The 16,863-nt window shown below is 71.9% G+C and carries 16 protein-coding genes and 3 tRNA genes; 7 read left to right on the top strand and 12 right to left on the bottom strand.

Annotation, left to right across the window (positions count from 1 at the left end):
- Positions 1-97 precede the first annotated feature (97 nt).
- The 5 genes from CPH93_RS24070 to CPH93_RS24055 form a co-directional block, all read right to left on the bottom strand.
- The gene (locus CPH93_RS24070; protein ID WP_096215569.1) at positions 98-1,810 is read right to left on the bottom strand and encodes a sugar ABC transporter ATP-binding protein; all 1,713 of its coding nucleotides are present in this window, start codon (positions 1,808-1,810) and stop codon (positions 98-100) included.
- Positions 1,811-2,084: 274 nt separating this feature from the next.
- Positions 2,085-3,086, bottom strand: coding sequence for a LacI family DNA-binding transcriptional regulator (locus CPH93_RS24065; protein ID WP_096214039.1), 1,002 nt, complete (start codon positions 3,084-3,086; stop codon positions 2,085-2,087).
- Positions 3,087-3,373: 287 nt separating this feature from the next.
- Positions 3,374-3,499 carry a hypothetical protein gene (locus CPH93_RS37320; RefSeq protein WP_256331947.1) on the bottom strand — a complete coding sequence of 42 codons (126 nt, stop codon included), beginning with the start codon at positions 3,497-3,499 and terminating at the stop codon, positions 3,374-3,376.
- 303 nt (positions 3,500-3,802) lie between these two features.
- A complete protein-coding gene (locus tag CPH93_RS24060) occupies positions 3,803-4,231 on the bottom strand; it encodes an organic hydroperoxide resistance protein (RefSeq protein WP_093483015.1) in 429 nt (142 codons plus the stop codon).
- 365 nt (positions 4,232-4,596) lie between these two features.
- Entirely contained in the window at positions 4,597-5,616 is a 1,020-nt protein-coding gene (locus tag CPH93_RS24055; RefSeq protein WP_096214038.1) for an NADP-dependent oxidoreductase, read from the bottom strand.
- A gap of 88 nt (positions 5,617-5,704) precedes the next feature.
- On the opposite strand from CPH93_RS24055, the gene CPH93_RS24050 reads away from it, so the two are divergent.
- Positions 5,705-6,136: a MarR family winged helix-turn-helix transcriptional regulator gene (locus CPH93_RS24050; RefSeq protein WP_093488641.1), complete on the top strand. Its 432-nt coding sequence runs from the start codon at positions 5,705-5,707 to the stop codon at positions 6,134-6,136.
- A gap of 207 nt (positions 6,137-6,343) precedes the next feature.
- Here CPH93_RS24050 and CPH93_RS24045 read toward each other — a convergent pair whose 3' ends face one another.
- Positions 6,344-8,014 (bottom strand): MFS transporter, encoded by a 1,671-nt coding sequence (locus CPH93_RS24045; protein ID WP_096214037.1) that lies wholly within the window; start codon positions 8,012-8,014, stop codon positions 6,344-6,346.
- A 170-nt stretch (positions 8,015-8,184) separates the two neighbouring features.
- Here CPH93_RS24045 and CPH93_RS24040 point away from each other — a divergent pair, with 170 nt between their 5' ends.
- The 3 genes from CPH93_RS24040 (at position 8,185) to CPH93_RS24030 (ending at position 11,152) form a co-directional block, all read left to right on the top strand.
- The gene (locus tag CPH93_RS24040; RefSeq protein WP_096214036.1) at positions 8,185-9,144 is read left to right on the top strand and encodes a TetR/AcrR family transcriptional regulator C-terminal domain-containing protein; all 960 of its coding nucleotides are present in this window, start codon (positions 8,185-8,187) and stop codon (positions 9,142-9,144) included.
- A gap of 179 nt (positions 9,145-9,323) precedes the next feature.
- Entirely contained in the window at positions 9,324-9,935 is a 612-nt protein-coding gene (locus CPH93_RS24035) for a hypothetical protein (protein WP_093483019.1), read from the top strand.
- 185 nt (positions 9,936-10,120) lie between these two features.
- Entirely contained in the window at positions 10,121-11,152 is a 1,032-nt protein-coding gene (locus CPH93_RS24030; protein WP_006605802.1) for a rod shape-determining protein, read from the top strand.
- Positions 11,153-11,234: 82 nt separating this feature from the next.
- On the opposite strand, the gene CPH93_RS24025 is transcribed toward CPH93_RS24030, so the two are convergent.
- The 3 genes from CPH93_RS24025 to CPH93_RS24015 form a co-directional block, all read right to left on the bottom strand.
- The gene (locus tag CPH93_RS24025; RefSeq protein WP_093483020.1) at positions 11,235-11,831 is read right to left on the bottom strand and encodes a histidine phosphatase family protein; all 597 of its coding nucleotides are present in this window, start codon (positions 11,829-11,831) and stop codon (positions 11,235-11,237) included.
- On the bottom strand, positions 11,828-12,235 hold the full coding sequence (gene trxA, locus CPH93_RS24020; RefSeq protein ID WP_006605800.1) for a thioredoxin: 408 nt from the start codon (positions 12,233-12,235) through the stop codon (positions 11,828-11,830). Before trxA ends, CPH93_RS24025 begins: the two co-directional genes overlap by 4 nt.
- Positions 12,236-12,563: 328 nt before the next feature.
- Positions 12,564-12,926, bottom strand: coding sequence for a cupin domain-containing protein (locus tag CPH93_RS24015; protein WP_093488643.1), 363 nt, complete (start codon positions 12,924-12,926; stop codon positions 12,564-12,566).
- Between the two features lie 220 nt (positions 12,927-13,146).
- Between CPH93_RS24015 and CPH93_RS24010 the strand changes: the two genes are divergently transcribed.
- Complete coding sequence (locus CPH93_RS24010) at positions 13,147-14,022, top strand: glycosyltransferase family 2 protein (protein ID WP_096214035.1); 876 nt, start codon at positions 13,147-13,149, stop codon at positions 14,020-14,022.
- A 298-nt stretch (positions 14,023-14,320) separates the two neighbouring features.
- Here the strand turns inward: CPH93_RS24010 and CPH93_RS24005 are convergent.
- The 3 genes from CPH93_RS24005 to CPH93_RS23995 form a co-directional block, all read right to left on the bottom strand.
- Positions 14,321-14,394: transfer RNA gene (locus tag CPH93_RS24005), tRNA-Ile, on the bottom strand.
- A gap of 179 nt (positions 14,395-14,573) precedes the next feature.
- A tRNA-Asn gene (locus tag CPH93_RS24000) sits at positions 14,574-14,646 on the bottom strand.
- 5 nt (positions 14,647-14,651) lie between these two features.
- A tRNA-Asn gene (locus CPH93_RS23995) sits at positions 14,652-14,724 on the bottom strand.
- Positions 14,725-14,947: 223 nt separating this feature from the next.
- Here CPH93_RS23995 and CPH93_RS23990 point away from each other — a divergent pair.
- On the top strand, positions 14,948-15,247 hold the full coding sequence (locus CPH93_RS23990; RefSeq protein WP_006605790.1) for a hypothetical protein: 300 nt from the start codon (positions 14,948-14,950) through the stop codon (positions 15,245-15,247).
- Positions 15,248-15,335: 88 nt separating this feature from the next.
- On the top strand, positions 15,336-16,817 hold the full coding sequence (locus CPH93_RS23985; protein WP_173909873.1) for an FGGY family carbohydrate kinase: 1,482 nt from the start codon (positions 15,336-15,338) through the stop codon (positions 16,815-16,817).
- The last annotated feature ends 46 nt before the right edge of the window (positions 16,818-16,863 follow it).

Genomic DNA, 16,863 nt, shown 5'->3' with positions numbered 1-16,863 from the left:
CGGACCGTTCCTGAGGACCGCCCGGTTCAGCCAGTTCGCCAGGCCGTCCCGGTCCGGTGCCCGTCCCACCGCCTCGGCGGCGGCTCCTGTCTTCACCTCAGTGGACATCGGAGCCCTCCATCGCGCTCTCGTCGTTGTGCTTCGTGCTCGGGTGATCCGGCGCCTGGAGCGCCAGCTCCATCACGGCGTCCTGCGTGGCCGCTTCGACCGGCAGCTCACCGGCCAGCCGGCCCTGTGACATCACCAGCACCCGGTCGCTCATACCGAGCACCTCGGGCAGATCACTGGAGATCATCAGCACCGCCCGGCCGGACGCCGTCAGTTCATTGATGAGCTGGTAGATCTCGACCTTCGCGCCGACGTCGATACCGCGGGTCGGCTCGTCGAGGATCAGCAGCCTGGCGTCCGTCAGCAGCCATTTGCCGATGACGATCTTCTGCTGGTTGCCGCCGGAGAGTGTGCGCGCATGCTGCCCCAGACCGCTCATCCGGACCTGCAACCGCTCGGCGACGGCGGCCGCTTCGCGCCGCTGGGTGCCCCGGTCCACCAGCCCGCCGCGGGTGTCGCGGTCGAGCCGGGCGAGGGTGAGGTTGTCCTGGAGGGACGCATCGAGGACCAGGCCCTGGCCCTTGCGGTCCTCCGGTACGAGGCCGAGCCCGGCGCGCATCGCGGCGCGTACATCGCCGCGGGCCAGCTCCTTGCCGTCGATCTCGACCGTGCCGGCGTCGTAGCGGTCCACGCCGAAGATCGCCCGTACGACCTCGGTCCGGCCCGCGCCGACCAGCCCGGCCAGGCCCACGACCTCACCGGCCCGCACCTCGAAGTCGATGCCCTCGAAGACCGGCCCGGCCGCGGCGCCGTGCCGGGTCAGCCCGCGGACCCGCAGCAGGGGCGCGCCGGGCTCGTCCGGGCGCTGCCTCGGGTACTGCTCGGCGATGTCCCGGCCCACCATCAGCCGGATCAGCTCGTCCTGATCGGTGGCGGCCGGCACCTCCTGCACCGAGCGGCCGTCGCGCAGGACGGTGACCCGGTCGCCGAGGACGCCGATCTCCTCCAGGTGGTGGGTGATGAAGATGATGCCGACGCCGGCGGCGCGCAGCTCACGGACGATCTCGAAGAGGGTCTCGACCTCCTCGGAGGTCAGCACCGCGGTCGGCTCGTCCATGATCAGAACACGGGCGTCCAGGCTGAGCGCCTTGGCAATCTCGACCATCTGGAGGCGGGCGATGCCCAGTTCGGAGACCGGGGTGTCCGGGGACACGTCCAGCCGGACGCGGCGCAGCAGCTCGGCGGCGCGCGCCCGCATCGTCCTCCTGTCGACCAGCCCGAGCCGGGTGCGCGGCTGGCGGCCCAGGAAGATGTTCTCGGCGACGGTCATCCCCGGGACGAGGTTGAACTCCTGGTAGATGGTGGCGATGCCGAGCCGCTCGGCGTCCTGCGCGGAGCGGATGTGTACCTCTTGCAGGCCGTCGTGCACACCATCGCGCAGGCCCACGCGCGTGCCGTCCCGCCCGGTGCCTTGCCCGCCGGCCTGCCCGGTCGCCTGCCCGCCGTCTTGCCCGCTGCCCTGCCCGGTGGCCTGCCCGGTGGCCGCGAGGATGCGGCCCGCGTCGGGGCGGTGGGCGCCGGAGAGCATCTTGATGAGGGTGCTCTTGCCCGCGCCGTTCTCGCCGAGCAGGACATGCACCTCACCGGCGCGCAGGGTCAGGTCCACGCCGTCCAGCGCGCGCACGCCCGGGAACGACTTCGTCACCCCCTCCACGCGCAGCAGTTGGCGGCCGCCCGGTACGTCGTCATTGACGCCGGTCATGCGCTGCACCTCTCTTCCTGGGTGGCTTGCTTGGTGTGGTGGGGGGTGGGCCATGGGTTGGTGGGGGCTTGATGCGGGGGCCGGCGTGGGGTGGTTGGCCTGGGGTGTTGGCTTTGGGTGCCTGGACCGGTCGTTGACTTCGGGTGACTGGACTGGTCGTTGACTTCGGGTGACTGGACTGGTCGTTGGCTACGGGTGGCTGGGCTGTCGTTGCCTACAGGTCGCGTGCGTGGCCGGTCCCGGATCGTGGGGCCCGGCAGCGCACCGGCTCGGCTCAGGGGCTGGGCGGCTCGCCGCAGGAGCGACGGGTGACCAGCCGGGCCGGCAGTAGTACCGAATCGGCGGGCTGTCCCTCGATCCGGGCCAGCAGGGTGTGCACGGCGGCCCGGCCCAGTTCGCGGGTGGGCTGGGCGATGGCGGTCAGCGGCGGATCGGTGTGGGTGAACCACGGCACGTCGTCGTAGACCACCAGCGCCACGTCGTCCGGGACCCGCAGCCCACGCGCGCGCAGTTCGTCCATCGCGCCCAGCGCCATCAGGTTGTCCGTGGCCAGCACCGCGTCCGGCGGCTCGGCAAGGTCGAGGAAAGCACTCATCACCCGCCGGCCGCCGGTGTGCTGGAGGTCAGGGGTGCTGCCGACCCGCTCATCGGGCAGCGCGAGGCCGTGTTCGGCCAGCGCGGCGCGGAAGAGTTCGAGCCGCTCCTCGCCGGTCGGGGTGCCGGCCGGCGCGACGATGATCGCGGGACGGCAGCGGCCGAGGGCGGCGAGATGGCCGGCGAGCTCGGTGAGCGCGGTGCGGCCGTCGGCGCGTACGCAGGGAGCGTCGATGCCGGGCACCGAGCGGTCCAGCAGGACCAGCGGGGTGCCGGAGGCGACGACCTCGCTGAGCATCGCCGAGCCGGTGCCCGCGGAGCTGACCAGCAGGCCGTCGATCCGGCGGTCGAGCAGGGTGCGGATGTAGTCGTCCTGCTGCGCGGGGCGCTCGCCGGCGTTGCCGATGACCAGGCTGTAGCCGAGGCTGCGGGCCTCGTCCTCGACGGCGTCGGCCAGCTCGGTGAAGAACGGGTTGGTGAGATCGCTGATGATCAGGCCGAGCGCGCCGGTCCGTGCGGTGCGCAGTGCGCGGGCGACGTTGTTGGGGCGGTAGCCCAGCTCCTCTACGGCGGCGAGCACCCGCTCGCGGGTCTCGGCAACCGGGCTGCGGCCGTTGAGGACCCGGGAGACCGTGGCGACGGAGACCCCTGCCCGCTCTGCCACATCCTTGATGTTCGCCATGGCGCCGTTGCCATTCTGTCCGTGCGATCGCTCACCGGCCCAGGGACCGGCTTCGCATGATCGGGATGTAATCGATTTCGTAGGAATGCGCGAGGGCCTACGAAATCGATTACATGACGGGTGCGTCAAGACGGCTTCCGTGTTGCCTGTGTCACATCAGAGGGTGCCCGTGGCGTACTGGGCCGGGAGCGCTGCAGGACCTGCCGAGCCCGGGCACTCCCCCGTTGACCGCCCCGCCCCGACGGCGGGCACCGGCCGTGTCCGGACCCTCTGGGGCGACCCGGCACTCAGCGGGTGAACTGCCCCACACACGCGACGATCGCCACAAACAGGCCCAGCACGCCGATGACGACCTGCCATCTGTCAGACGGCGCCCACCGGTCGCTCTCCTGCTCCGTGTCCTGATCGTCCATCGCTCCTCCTCGCTCCTCCGGACAGGCCCCGGAGGCCAGGGCCCCCACCGGCCGGCCGCCGGCGGAGCTGTGGGGAGGAACGCGGTGAAGCCCCGCAAGAATAGCGCGAGTTGACGAATCTCCGACCGGAACCAGGCACGCACTCCAGGGCGGCCATGCCTCGCCGCCCACTGCGCCGTGGCCGACCTCGCCACCCCAGTACGTACGCGAGAACCCACCCCCGAACCCGACACCAACCCGAGGAGGCCGCACCCCATAGCGGGATGCGGCCCCTGGTGTGGCATCGCCGGGCGGCGCCGGCTGTCAGGCGACGGTCAGCTTGACCTCGATGTTGCCGCGGGTGGCGCGGGAGTACGGGCACACCTGGTGCGCCTTCTCCACGAGGTCCTGGGCGGTGGCCGCGTCGACGTTCGGGATCTTGGCGGAGATCTCGACGGTGAGGCCGAAGCCGCCGTCGGGGGTCTTGCCGATGCCGACCTGGGCGGTCACCCGGGAGCCGGAGACATCGACGTTCTCCCGGCGGGCGACGACGCTGAGCGCGCCCTGGAAGCAGGCGCTGTAGCCGGCCGCGAAGAGCTGCTCCGGGTTGGTGCCGGCGCCGCTGCCGCCCTGCTCCTTGGGCGGGTTGACGACCACGTCGAGCTTGCCGTCGTCGCTGGCGACGCGGCCGTCACGGCCGTTCTCAGCGGTGGCGACGGCGGTGTAGACGACGTCGACGGTCTGGATGGACATACCGAATCCTCCTGTGGTTCGCCGCGACTCGCGCCCACGGATCGCGACGGCGTGCCGCCGAGCCTAACGGGCCGGGGTGCGGGGTGGGAGGGAGGGAAAGAGGCGCACGGTTTCTACGGCTTCCCCGCCCCTCCCCCTCCCCACCCCGCCCCACCTCAACCGGCGCCCCCACCTCAACAAGCGCTCCCGCCGCAACCCGGCGCCTCCACCTCAGCTTCCGCCTCCGCCACCCCGGCTCCGCCGGTGCGGCGGCACGACAGCCTGGCAGCCCGGCAGCCCGCCGGCCCGCCGGCGCGGAGGCGCGGAGGCGCGGAGGCCCGCCGGCGGGACTGCAGGGCTGCGGGCCGCGCCGGCCCGGCCAACCCTCAGTCGCTGAGGCTCACGATCATCTTTCCGGTGTTCTCACCGCGCAGCAGGCCCAGGAATGCCTCGACGCCGTTTTCGATGCCGGCCACCTTGGTCTCGCTGTACTTCAGCTCGCCGGAGCGGATCCAGGCGGAGACCTCCTCGACGAACTGCGGCTGCAGCGCGGCGTGATCGCTGACCAGCAGGCCCTGCAGGCGCAGCCGCTTGCCGATCACCATCGCGAGGTTGCGCGGCGCCGGGGTCGGCTCGGTGGAGTTGTACATCGAGATCATGCCGCAGATGGCGGCGCGGCCATGGACGTTGAGGGAGCTGATGGCCGCTTCGAGGTGGTCACCGCCGACATTGTCGAAGTAGACGTCGATGCCGTCCGGCGCGGCCTCCTTGAGCTGCTTGCCGACATCGCCGTTCTTGTAGTTGAAGGCGGCGTCGAAGCCGTACTCCTCGACCAGCAGCTTGACCTTCTCGTCGGAGCCGGCCGAGCCGATGACCCGGGAGGCGCCCTTGAGCTTGGCTATCTGGCCGACCTCGCTGCCCACGGCACCGGCCGCACCGGACACGAAGACGGCGTCACCCTCCTTGAAGGAGGCGACCTCCAGCAGCCCCGCGTATGCGGTCAGGCCCGGCATGCCGAGCACGCCGAGGTAGGCGGTGAGCGGCGCCAGCGACGGGTCCACCTTGGCGGCGCGCTTGGCGTCCAGGACCGCGTACTCGCGCCAGCCGGAGCCGTGCAGCACATGGTCGCCGACGGCCAAGGAGTCATCGCGCGAGGCGATGACCTCGCCGACCGCGCCGCCGTCCATCGGCTGGTCGAGCTGGAAGGGCGGGACGTAGGACTTCACATCGTTCATCCGGCCGCGCATGTACGGGTCGACGGAGAAGTGCTTCGTGCGGACGAGGATCTGGCCCTCGCCGACCTCGGGCACCGCGGCCTCGCGCAGTGCGAAGTCCTCAGGGGTGGGCCAGCCGTGGGGGCGGGCGACGAGGTGCCATTCGCGACCGGTCGTGGGCAGTGCAGACATAGCGCGGATCCTCCTAATGCTTCAGGTGATGAAACAATGATGCTCCTCGATATTTCATGTTGTCAAGCAATTGGGTATCCTGCTGTGCATGACACCGCGCGCAGACACCTTGACCGTCGAGGTCGTCGATCTCATCGGCACCGTCGTCTCCCGTTACTACGAGGAGTACGAGCACGCCGCGGCCGAGCACTCCCTCACCGGCGCCCAGGCCCGGGTGCTCAGGCTGCTCTCCCTCGAACCGCTGCCGATGCGCAAGATCGCCCAGTGCCTGAAGTGCGAGCCGTCGAACATCACCGGCATCGTGGACCGCCTGGAGTCCCGCGGCCTGGTCGAGCGCCGCCCCGATCCGGCCGACCGCCGCGTCAAGCTCGCCGCCCCGACCGACGAGGGCGCGCGCACGGCCGAGGCGCTGCGTACGTCACTCAGCTTCGCGCGCGAGCCCCTCGGCCGGCTGACGGTCGCCGAGCGGACGCTGCTCAAGGAGCTGCTCCAGCGGATGCTGGGCGTCGCACCGGAGTGAACCGGAGTCCCGGGCGGGGGGAGGCCCCCGTCACCTAGGGCCTGTCGTTTGGATCAGGTCGGGCTCGCGGGGCCTGGCACGCGCATCTGCGGCGTTGTCGTCAATCAGCAACGCTCCGCGTTGCCTCAATCCTCCGCCTTGCAGCTGCACGCACCAGACCCCGCTCCCTGATCCAACCTGATCCAAACGACAGGCCCTAAGGGCCACTCACCGGGCACCGCCACCCGCTCCACCGACCGGCTCCACGCCACCCGTCACCACGTCGTCCCGCAAACCGCCGACGGCCCCGGCATCGCCCGCCGCCCCGATCCGGCCGACCGCCTCCCCACCGCGGTCCGCCTCCCCCACAACTCCCCCCACCCGAACCCCCCGCAGCAGGGTCAGCGCCAGTACCGCGGCGCAGGCCATCACGCTCGCGGCGACCAGCACCGCCGTCTGGAGCCCGTCGGTGAACGCCGCACGGGCCGCGGTGAGCAGGGATTCGCCGGCCCGGCCCGGGAGTTCGGCGGCCACCGCGAGGGCGCCGGCCAGCGTCTCGCGGGCCGCGTCGGACGCCGCCGGGGGAAGGCCGGCGGGCAGAGCGTCGCCGATGCCGCTCCGGTAGACGGCGCTTCCGATGCTGCCCAGGAGGGCCATGCCCAGCGCGCCGCCCAGTTCGGTGCCGGACTCCAGTACGGCCGAGGCGGAACCGGCCCGCTCGGGCGGTGCGAGGCCGATGGCCATTTCGTTGCCGAGCGACATCACCATCACCAGGCCGGAGGCGTAGACCGACGAGCCGACCAGGACGAACCACAGGGCCGAGCCCGGCTCCAGCCAGGACAGCCAGACGAAGCCGCCGGCCGCGATGGCGAATCCCATGGCGATGATGCAGGCCCGGTCGATCCGCTGGGCGAGCGCCGTGGCCGCCGGCGCCATCCCGCCCACCGCCAGGGTGGGCAGCAGGTTCCACAGCGCCGCTTCCATGGGGCTCATCCCCCGTACGGACTGCAGGTATTGGGTGAAGAAAACCGCGCAGCCGACGATGGCGAACATAGCCAGCAGGTTCAGCAGCACCGAGACGCTGAATCCGCGGTTGCGGAACAGTGCCAGGTCCAGCATCGGATGGCGGGCGGTGCGCTGGCGGTGGACGAAGGCCGCGGCGGCCAGCAGGCCGGCGACCAGGGCGAGGACGGGCAGCACCGCCAGGCCGTCGCGGGCGATCTCCTTGATGCCGTAGACCGCCGGCAGCATCGCGAGCAGCGACAGCAGCGAGCCGGTCAGATCGAAGCGGCCGGCAGCCGGGTTCTTGAACTCCGGGAGCAGCAACGGCCCGCAGACCAGCAGCAGCACCATCGCCGGTGCGTTCATCAAGAACACCGACCCCCACCAGAAGTGCTCCAGGAGCACCCCGCTGAGCACCGGACCGATCGCGATGCCGCCGGTCACCGCGGCCGACCAGATCGCGACCGCCTTGCCGCGCTGCTTGGCGTCATGGAAGAGGTTGCGGATCAGGGCGAGCGTGGACGGCATCAGGGTCGCGCCGCCGACGCCGAGCAACGCCCGTGCGGCGATGAGCATCTCGGCGCTCTGCGCATAGGCGGCGAGCCCGGAGGCGAGGCCGAAGAGGAGCGCGCCGGACAGCAGCAGCTTGCGGCGGCCGATGCGGTCGCCCAGGGCGCCCATGGTGATCAGCAGGCCGGCCAGTACGAAGCCGTAGACGTCCAGGATCCACAGTTGCTGGACGCTGCTGGGCTCCAGTTCGGCGGTCAGGAACGGCACGGCGAAGTAGAGCACCGAGACGTCCATCGAGACGAGAAGGCAGGGCAGCAGAAGGACGCCCAGGGCGGTCCACTCCCGGCGGCCGGCCCGCGATGGCGATGTGTACGAGGTAAACGACATGGATGACACGGTAAACAGGCTGCGCTTACGGCGCAAACAGTAGGCCCGGTAAGGGAATTGGAGGTGCATCACACTAGTGCACCAGGGCGAGACAACGCCCGGTTGGGCCGCCCACTGTTACCCTCGATGCCAGCGAAACCGCCCTAGTGCACTAGTACGGAGGCCGTCCCGTGGCACAGCCCGCCCCGCCGCCCTACCTCCGGATCACCGACGAGATCCGGCGCCGTATCGACACCGGTGAGCTGGCGCCGGGTGACCGGGTGCCCTCGACCCGGCGGATCACCCAGGAGTGGGGCGTGGCGATGGCGACCGCCACCAAGGTGCTCACCACGCTGCGTCAGGAGGGCCTGGTCCGGGCCGTACCGGGGGTGGGCACGGTGGTGGCCGAGCCGCCGTCGCCGCGGGCCGCGGGAGCTGCGGCCCCACGTGAGCGGCGCCCGCGCGAGACGGACCGCGGGCTGAGCCGCGAGAGCGTCGTACGGGCCGCGGTCCGGGTCGCCGATGCCGAGGGGCTGCGGGCGCTGTCGATGCGCCGGGTCGCCGCCGAGTTCGGGGTGTCGTCGATGGCGCTCTACCGTCATGTGGCCGGCAAGGACGAGCTGGTGCTGCTGATGGCGGACGCTGCGTTCGCCGGCATCGAGCTGCCCGAGCCCGCGCCGGACGGCTGGCGCGCGCGGATGGAGGCGGGTGCCCGGCTGCAATGGGAGCTCTACCGGCGCCACCCCTGGCTGGCGCAGTACCTGTCGATCACCCGGCCGCAGCCGATGCCGCGGGCGATGGCACTGATCGAGTGGACCATGGCGCGGGTGACCGGCATCGACCCGGTGACGCTGATCCACATGGCCATCACGCTGCTGAACCACGTGCTCGCCACCGCCGCCGGCTTCGAGGACGATCTGGAGGCCGAGCAGGAGACCGGCCTGGACCAGAACCAGTGGATGGCGGCCATGGAGCCGGTGTTCGAGGGCATTCTCACCTCGGGCTCGTACCCCATGTACGCGGGGATCTCGGGGGCCGACGAGGGCGCGGTGAACCTGGAGTCGATCTTCGAGTTCGGGCTGGCCCGCCTCCTGGACGGGATGGCGACACTGATCGACGGGCAGGCCGCGGGGGCCGACGGTGTCGGGTGAACTTCCGCCGGGGGACGGTGACTTGGGGCGGCTGACTTCCCGGCGGGGTCCGGCCGACCGGCTTCCCCGCGGGGCCCGGCCGGCCGGCTGCACCCCGCGGGCCCGGCTCGACCGGCCGATCCTCCACGACGCGACCGCCCCCGGCCCGCCAACCCCCGCCGTCCACCACCATGTCCCTCATGAACCGCACCCCTGACCACGACCCGCCCGCCGGCCCCGGGCCCTCCTCCGGACTGCCGGGCCCCGTCGCCTTCCAGCTCGTCCTGCTGCGCCGGATGGCCGACCACCACCCGGACCTGGTCGAGGACGCGCTGCGCACCCTGGAGGTCTCCCGCGCGGACCTGCGCGAAGCCAACCGCCGCTGGCAGGCACGGATGCACGCCCCGCGGGCGCCCGGCGGCATCCAGCCTTATCGTGCGCTGCTCGGCACCCCCGAGGCCGTCGCCCCCCGCCGGATCGGCGATCTCACCTGCGAGGCCGTGACCTGGCCCGTCCCGCTCTGGCCCGGCCTGCGGTTCGAGGTCCTCACCGCCGGCCGGGGCACCGTCTGGAACGCCTGGCTGGTCCGGGCACCCGGCGCCACCGCCCCTGACCTGCGTACGACCGCGGATCTGCGGCCCTGGTCCTGCACGGTCGACGAGGTCGCCCGCGCCTTCGCCCCGGCCCGCCCGATGGAGGGCAGCGCCCCCACCCGCTGGCGCCTGGCCTGTACCGCCCCCGGCCCCGACGGCACCCCGCAGGACATCGTCCCCGAATTCACCTGGGGTCTGTACCAGCGGCTGACCGGCTGAGCGCCCGCCGCAGCGGTTCGCCCCGCCGCTCACTCCGCTGCCGCAACCCCCCGCCACCCGTCCCCCGAGCGGACCTCCCGACAGGCGGCCGGCCGCCCGCGACCGGAGGATGACGCACAGCGGCTCCTCGCGAACGGGCCGCCCGAGCGCTCCGTCCACACCGGCCCGTCGGGGAGGAATCACCCATGAACATCAGCCTCGCCCAATTGCGCCGCTGCTCGGCCGCCATCGACGTCGGCGCCGCCCGGACCAGGGTGTATGTGAAGAACCAGGGGCTGGTCGTGGACGAACCGACCGTCGCCGCCATCAACACCCGTACCGGGGCGCTGCTGGCCGTCGGCGCCCAGGCGGAGGTGATGGACGGCCGCACCCCGGACTACATCCGGGTGGTGCGCCCGGTCTCGAACGGCACCATCGTCGATATCGACATGGCGCAACGGCTGCTGCGCACCCTGGTCGGCGACAAGCTGCGCAAGACCTGGCGGCGGCGTCCCTCGACGCGCGCCGCGGTCTGCCTCCCGCACGGCAGTGAGCCGCTGGCGCAGCGGGCCGCCGTGGAGACGCTGACCGGGCTGGGGGCGCGGCGGGTGGAGCTGGTCGACACCCTGGTCGCCGCGGCGGTGGGGACGGGGCTGCCGGTGGAGCAGCCCGAAGCCACCATGATCATGGTGTGCGGCGCGGGAACCACGCAGGTCGCGGTGCTCTCCCTCGGTTCGATCGTGGCCGCGGAGACCGTGCCGGTGGGGGGCAACGCCATCGACCATGCGGTCATCCAGCATCTGCGGCTGCACCACGAGCTGATGCTGGCGGGCCAGGCCGTCCGTCCGCTGCAGATGGTGCTCTCCGGCGGTGACGGTCTCACCCCCGGCTCCACCGAGGTGCACGGCCGGGACCTGGTCAGCGGCATGGCGCGCTCCGTACATGTCGACACCGAGCGGGTACGGGATGCCATCACCACCCCGCTGACCGCGATCCTCGACGCCATCGGGGCCGTGCTGCGGCGCTGCCCGCCGGACCTGGTGGCCGACCTCGGGGAGCGCGGCATCGTGCTCGCGGGCGGCAGCGCACTGATCCCCGGCCTGGAGCCGATGATCCATCAGGCGACGACCATGCCGGTGCACACCGCGGACCGCCCCGACATCTGCGCCGTCATGGGGCTCGGAGCCATGATCGAGGGCAAAGTACAGCCCCTGCACCTCGATCCGATGGCGCCCTAGGGAACCGGCCCCGGCCCGCCCCCATCCCTCCCCGCCCTCACAGACGTCGCCCCCACAGACCTCGGCCCCAAAGACTGCGCCCTTACAGACTTCGCGCGTTCCAGGCCATCACCGCGGGGCGGTCGTGCTCGGTCCCCAGCACGCCCACCGTCCCGGTCTCGAAGGTGAAGAGCCCGCCGGCGGCGGCCGGCAGCCCAAGACGGCGGGCGGCCAGCACCCGCAGGAAGTGCGCATGCGCCACCAGCACCACATCGCCCTCCTCGGCGGCGAGCTGGGGCGCGATCCGCGCCAGCACCCGGTCGGCGCGCGCCCCGACCTGCTCGGGCGACTCCCCCGGATGTGCCGCGGGCCCCTCGGCGACACCGTCGGAGAACAGATACCAGCCGGGCCGGCTGCGGTGGATCTCGGCGGTGGTGACGCCCTCGTAGCCGCCGTAGTCCCATTCCCGCAGGTCGGCGTCGATCTGTGGACGGGCGAGGCCCGCCAGCTCGGCGGTGCGCAGCGCCCGCTGCATCGGGCTGGCGTACACCGGCCCGATCTTCCGGTCCGACAGCAGCGGCCGCAGTGCGCGGGCCTGCTCCGCACCGTCCACGGTCAGCGGCAGATCGGTCCAGCTGGTGTGCCGGCCGTCCCTGCTCCACTCGGTCTCGCCGTGCCGGACCAGAAGGAGGTCGCTCACGAGCTCTGCGCCTGCTGTCCCTGTTCGCCCTGCGCCTGCTCGGCCTGCTGGGCCTCGGCGACCGACGCCCGGACCTCGTCCATGTCCAGTGCGCGGGCCTGGCCGATGACGTCCTCCAGGGCCTCCGCGGGCAGCGCGCCCGGCTGGGCGAAGACGGCGATGTTCTCCCGGACGATCATCACCGTCGGGATGGACTGGATCTGGAGGGCCTGCGCCAGCTCGGGCTGCGCCTCCGTGTCGACCTTGGCGAAGACCAGGTCGTCGTGCGTCTCCGACGACTTCTCGAAGACCGGGCCGAACTGCTTGCACGGCCCGCACCACTCGGCCCAGAAGTCGATCAGAACGAAATCGTTGCCGGAGACGATTTCGTCGAAGTTTTCCTTGGTGAGCTCGATGGTGCTCATGCGAATTTCCCTGCTTCCGGTCTGTCGACGATTACCAGTCGGTCTCCGGCTGCCGTAACGGGAACATCCCGTGACGTATTCCGCGCGCCGGACCGTCCCGCACCCCTGCCCACCGATCACGTTCCTAGACATCCCGATTCACGTGGGGCTCGCCACGCCGTCCACCGCCCTCCCGGCGCGGCGCCCACCACGCCTCCGCCGCCCACTGCGAGGGGGCGCCGGCCCGGCTTCCCGCCGCGCACAGCGCCCCTCAGCGGCCGGTGCGGCAACCGACGGCTGCCGCGCCCCGGCCGTACTCCGGCCTCCACGCCGCGCAGGGCGCAGCCGGCTACCCCTTGGCCTTTCCGTACTCGGTCGCCATACCGCCCGCGAAGTCGTACACGACGACCTGCTCGTCCCCGACGACCCAGGCGTCGTGACCGGGCGGGCAGACGAAGACGTCGCCGGGTCCCACTTCGGACTCCGCGCCGTCGTTCATCCGGATCCGCATACGGCCCTGAACCATGAAGCCGTTGTGGTGGATCTCGCAGCTGTCGGTCCCGGCGAGCGGGCCCACCGACTCCGACCAGCGCCATCCGGGCTCGAAGGTGGCCACGGCGAAGTCCAGTCCGGTGAGGTGCAGGGCTTCGAGGTGACCCCGGGGAAAGTCGCGCCGCTCATCCGGCTTGTCGACCGTCTTGACTTCCAACAACATGAGGGCTCCCTCCTGCCCCCCTCGTCGTGCATGCCTGCCCCCTGGCCCTTCCATCTGGTCCTTCCATGGTGCGCCGCGACCTGGCACCCGGCCACCGGTGAGGCCGCCCCCACCGGGGCCGCCCGGCCGGGATGTCGCCGTGGAGGTGCGATGGCACGCAACCGCCTCCCCCGGCGGCTAGCATCCCGAAAGGACCGCAAGAACGGAGCACTCTTCTGTGCGTCATCTGCGCGTAGGCGTCGCCATCTTGACCATGGGGAACCGCCCCGCCGAACTACAGGCCCTGCTGGATTCCATCGCCAAGCAGGACCTCCAGCCGGCGCACATCGTGGTCATCGGAAACGGCTCGCCGCTCCCCCCGCTGCCGCACGGCGCGAAGGGCGTCGAGCTGACCGACAACCTCGGCGTCTCCGGCGGCCGGAACGTCGCCCTGGACGAGCTGCGCAAGCTCGGGGACCTCGACCTGGTCGTCGACCTGGACGACGACGGCCTGCTGATCAGCCCCGACGTCTTCAGCCGACTGGCCGAACTGCACAGCCGTGAGCCGGAGTTGGGGATCGTGAGCTTCCGCATCGCCGACGAACTGGGCCGCACCCAGCGCCGCCACGTCCCCCGCCTGCGGGTCGGCGACCCGGCACGCGGCGGCCTGGTCACCACCTTCCTCGGTGGCGGGCACTCGCTGTCCGTGCCGATGCTGGACAGAATCGGCGGCTGGCCCGAGGAATTCTTCTACGCCCACGAGGAAACCGACCTCGCCTGGCGGGCCTTGGACGACGGCTGGACCATCCGCTACGCACCGGAGCTCGTACTCCAGCACCCCTACACCTCCCCCACCCGGCACGCCGTCTTCCACCGCATGGTCGCCCGCAACCGCGTCTGGCTGGCCAAGCGCCACCTGCCCGCCCTCCTGGTACCGCTCTACCTGGGCGTATGGGCAATACTGACGGCCGCCCGCACCCGCTCCGTGCCCGGCATCCGCGCATGGGCCGCAGGCTTCGCCGAGGGCGTACGCACCCCCTGCGGCCGCCGCCGCCCGATGCACTGGCGCACGGTATGGCGCATGACGAAACTGGGCCGCCCACCGGTCATCTGACGCCCGACGCCCACGCTGCCGGCAGCGGCTCGCCCGCCGCGAGGGCGCGTGCGGCCCGCGGCCACCGCCGATATGACGGCCCGGCACGTTCTCCGGCCCTCGATCGGCGCAACGCCCCCAGGACCGCACCTCAGCGAGTACGCCCCAATGAGTACCCCTCAACGAGAGGGACGGGCGTACCGCCGACCGGACGGCCGGCTGGAGTGCTGGCACGATACGAGGGCCCCCACGCGATGCGTGAGGGCCCTCGATTCCGTGCCTTCCCAGGCCGGAACGATCTTGTCGTACGCCTGGGCGGTGGGGCGGGTGGGACTCGAACCCACGGCCGACGGATTATGAGTCCGCTGCTCTAACCGGCTGAGCTACCGCCCCCCACGGCGCGTCGCGCACATTTGTGCGCGCCGTCTGCCGCAGCATAGCCGCTCATACGATCTGCTGCCCGTGAGGGCTGCCGTCGGGCGACCACGCACGCCCAAGAGGACCGCGATCACCGGGGGTTCGGTTCCATGGCACAAGAAAAAGGACCCCTCGCGGGGTCCTCGTTCTCTCTGCTCCCCCGACTGGACTCGAACCAGTAACCCTCCGGTTAACAGCCGAATGCTCTGCCAATTGAGCTACAGGGGACCGAGCTCCCCCGACTGGACTCGAACCAGTAACCTGCCGGTTAACAGCCGGCTGCTCTGCCAATTGAGCTACAGGGGATTGCTCTGTGTGCCTCGAATGCGCTGCTGTCCGGGGGAACCGGACGGCGCGCGCTCGCTGCGACACATACATTAGCGCAAGCAGGGGGGTGCTCCGCCAATCGGTATCGCCTCAGGTCACCTCGGGTGATCTCCGGCCCCGGAGGGTAGGCGCGCGGCACAGCCCGGCACTCCGGTGGCGTATCGGCACCGGACGGGAACCGACGAGAGGGAAGGGTGGAGCAATGCGCTACCGGCTCACGTTCATCGCGGGACTGGCCACCGGGTACGTGCTCGGCACACGAGCCGGCCGGGAGCGGTATGAGCAGCTCCGCAAGGCCGCCCAGCGGGTCTCGCAGAATCCGGCGGTCCGGAACACCGCCGAGTCCGCCGCGCTGACCGGCCGGGACGCGGCCTCGAAGGCGTTCGGGACGGTGTCGGCCAAGGTCGGGGAACGGATGCCGCACGCCGTCAGCGACCGGGTCCGTTCGCTGCGCGTGCAGCGCGGCTCCGATGAGGACGAGTGGGGTACGAGCAATACCTGAGCCGGGGGAACGAGCTCGGCCGGGCCGACCCCGGCCGGGTAAACCCTGACTCTGTCCTTATGGCTCTCATGCGGCATCATCTGGAGTCATGGGGATAGTCGCCGGATTGGACAGTTCGTCCGAAAGCACACGGATCGTCGTCTGCGATGCGGACACAGGCGCCGTTATCAGGCAGGGGTATGCGCCCCACCCTGTCGAGAAGGGGCCCGAGGCCGATCCGCAGGCGTGGCTGATTTCCCTCGGTGAGGCGGCGGGCCAGGGGCTGCTCGAAGGGGTGCAGGCGATCGGCGTCTCGGCGCAGGCGCACGGCCTGGTGCCGCTGGACGTCGAGGGCAACCTCGTCCGGCCCGCGCTGGTGGGCAATGACAAGCGGGCGCAGAGCGCGGCCGCGGATCTGATCGACTCGCTCGGCGGGCGCAGCGCCTGGGCGCAGGCCGTCGGGGCGGTGCCGCAGGCGACGCATCCGGTGACGAAGATGCGCTGGCTGGCGCGTACGGAGCCGGCGCATGCGGCCCGGATCGCGGAGATCATGCAGCCGCAGGACTGGCTGGCGTGGCAGCTGCTGGGGCGGCCCGCCCGGCGTACGACGGACCGTGGCGGGGCCTCGGCGACCGGCTTCTGGTCGGCGGCGACCGCGACGTACCGGCCGGATCTGGTGGAGCTGGCGCTGGGCCATCAGGTGCGGCTGCCGGAGGTACTGAGCCCGTCGGGGACGGCCGGGTTCACCCCGGAGGGGCTGCTGATCTCGGCCGGTACGGGCGAGACGATGGCGGCGGCCTTCGGGCTCGGGGTCGGGGAGGGCGACGCCGTGGTGTCGCTGGGCGCCTCGGGGTCGGTGTTCGGGATCCATCACGAGGCGCTGGCCGACCCGACCGGGACGATCACCTCGTTCGCGGACGCGACCGGCCGGCATCTGCCGGTGGTGCACACCAGCAATGCGGTGCGGGTGCTGCGCGGTGCGGCGGAGATGCTGGGGACGGACCTGGAAGGGCTGTCCGAGCTGGCGCTGAAGTCGTCGCCCGGTGCGTACGGCATGGTGATGCTGCCGTATCTGGAGGGTGAGCGGACGCCGCATCTGCCGCACACCGCCGGGTCGTTGCACGGGATGCGGCGGGAGAGCATGCGGCCGGAGCATCTGGCGCGGGCGGCCGTGGAGGGCATGCTCTGCGGGCTCGCGGACGCGCTGGATGTGCTGCGCGGGCGGGGTGTGGCGGTGCGCCGGGTGTTCCTGCTGGGCGCGGCGGCGGACCTGGGCGCGGTGCAGGCGGCGGCTCCGGGGCTGTTCGGGGTGTCGGTCGTGGTGCCGCAGCCGGGCGACTACGCGGCGCTGGGTGCGGCGCGGCAGGCGGCCTGGGCGTGGGGGGTGGCGCACGGCACGCTCACGCCGGCCCCCGGCGCGGAGGCCGGGCCGGGCGGCCAGAGCGCCTGGGTCGATCCGCCGCAGTGGCCGGCCGCGGCCAGCCAGGTCTTCGAGCCGGGCGAGGACCTGCCGGTCGGCCGGGCCGTGCGCCAGCAGTACATGGCGGTGCGGGACGAGGCCCATCCGGGGGCGTTCCAGCGGGAGGCGTGAGGCGTGGCGTGCCGGGCCTCCCGGCGGGTGATGCCGCGTACCGGGG

The organism is Streptomyces sp. 2323.1 (genome assembly GCF_900221035.1).
GTDB classification, from domain to species: Bacteria; Actinomycetota; Actinomycetes; order Streptomycetales; family Streptomycetaceae; genus Streptomyces; species Streptomyces sioyaensis.
Note: the sequence above shows the minus strand (reverse complement) of the source record. Positions and strands in the feature narration are given on the sequence as shown.

What these genes read in the sequence shown, in the direction of transcription:
- trxA (WP_006605800.1), bottom strand. Translation starts at nt 12,235, where the DNA reads ATGAGCACCATCGAGCTCACCAAGGAAAACTTCGACGAAATCGTCTCC.
- CPH93_RS37320 (WP_256331947.1), bottom strand. Translation starts at nt 3,499, where the DNA reads ATGGACGATCAGGACACGGAGCAGGAGAGCGACCGGTGGGCGCCGTCT.
- CPH93_RS24055 (WP_096214038.1), bottom strand. Translation starts at nt 5,616, where the DNA reads ATGTCTGCACTGCCCACGACCGGTCGCGAATGGCACCTCGTCGCCCGC.
- CPH93_RS24030 (WP_006605802.1), top strand. Translation starts at nt 10,121, where the DNA reads ATGAACATCAGCCTCGCCCAATTGCGCCGCTGCTCGGCCGCCATCGAC.
- CPH93_RS23985 (WP_173909873.1), top strand. Translation starts at nt 15,336, where the DNA reads ATGGGGATAGTCGCCGGATTGGACAGTTCGTCCGAAAGCACACGGATC.
- CPH93_RS24060 (WP_093483015.1), bottom strand. Translation starts at nt 4,231, where the DNA reads ATGTCCATCCAGACCGTCGACGTCGTCTACACCGCCGTCGCCACCGCT.
- CPH93_RS23990 (WP_006605790.1), top strand. Translation starts at nt 14,948, where the DNA reads ATGCGCTACCGGCTCACGTTCATCGCGGGACTGGCCACCGGGTACGTG.
- CPH93_RS24045 (WP_096214037.1), bottom strand. Translation starts at nt 8,014, where the DNA reads ATGTCGTTTACCTCGTACACATCGCCATCGCGGGCCGGCCGCCGGGAG.
- CPH93_RS24050 (WP_093488641.1), top strand. Translation starts at nt 5,705, where the DNA reads ATGACACCGCGCGCAGACACCTTGACCGTCGAGGTCGTCGATCTCATC.
- CPH93_RS24070 (WP_096215569.1), bottom strand. Translation starts at nt 1,810, where the DNA reads ATGACCGGCGTCAATGACGACGTACCGGGCGGCCGCCAACTGCTGCGC.
- CPH93_RS24065 (WP_096214039.1), bottom strand. Translation starts at nt 3,086, where the DNA reads ATGGCGAACATCAAGGATGTGGCAGAGCGGGCAGGGGTCTCCGTCGCC.
- CPH93_RS24035 (WP_093483019.1), top strand. Translation starts at nt 9,324, where the DNA reads ATGAACCGCACCCCTGACCACGACCCGCCCGCCGGCCCCGGGCCCTCC.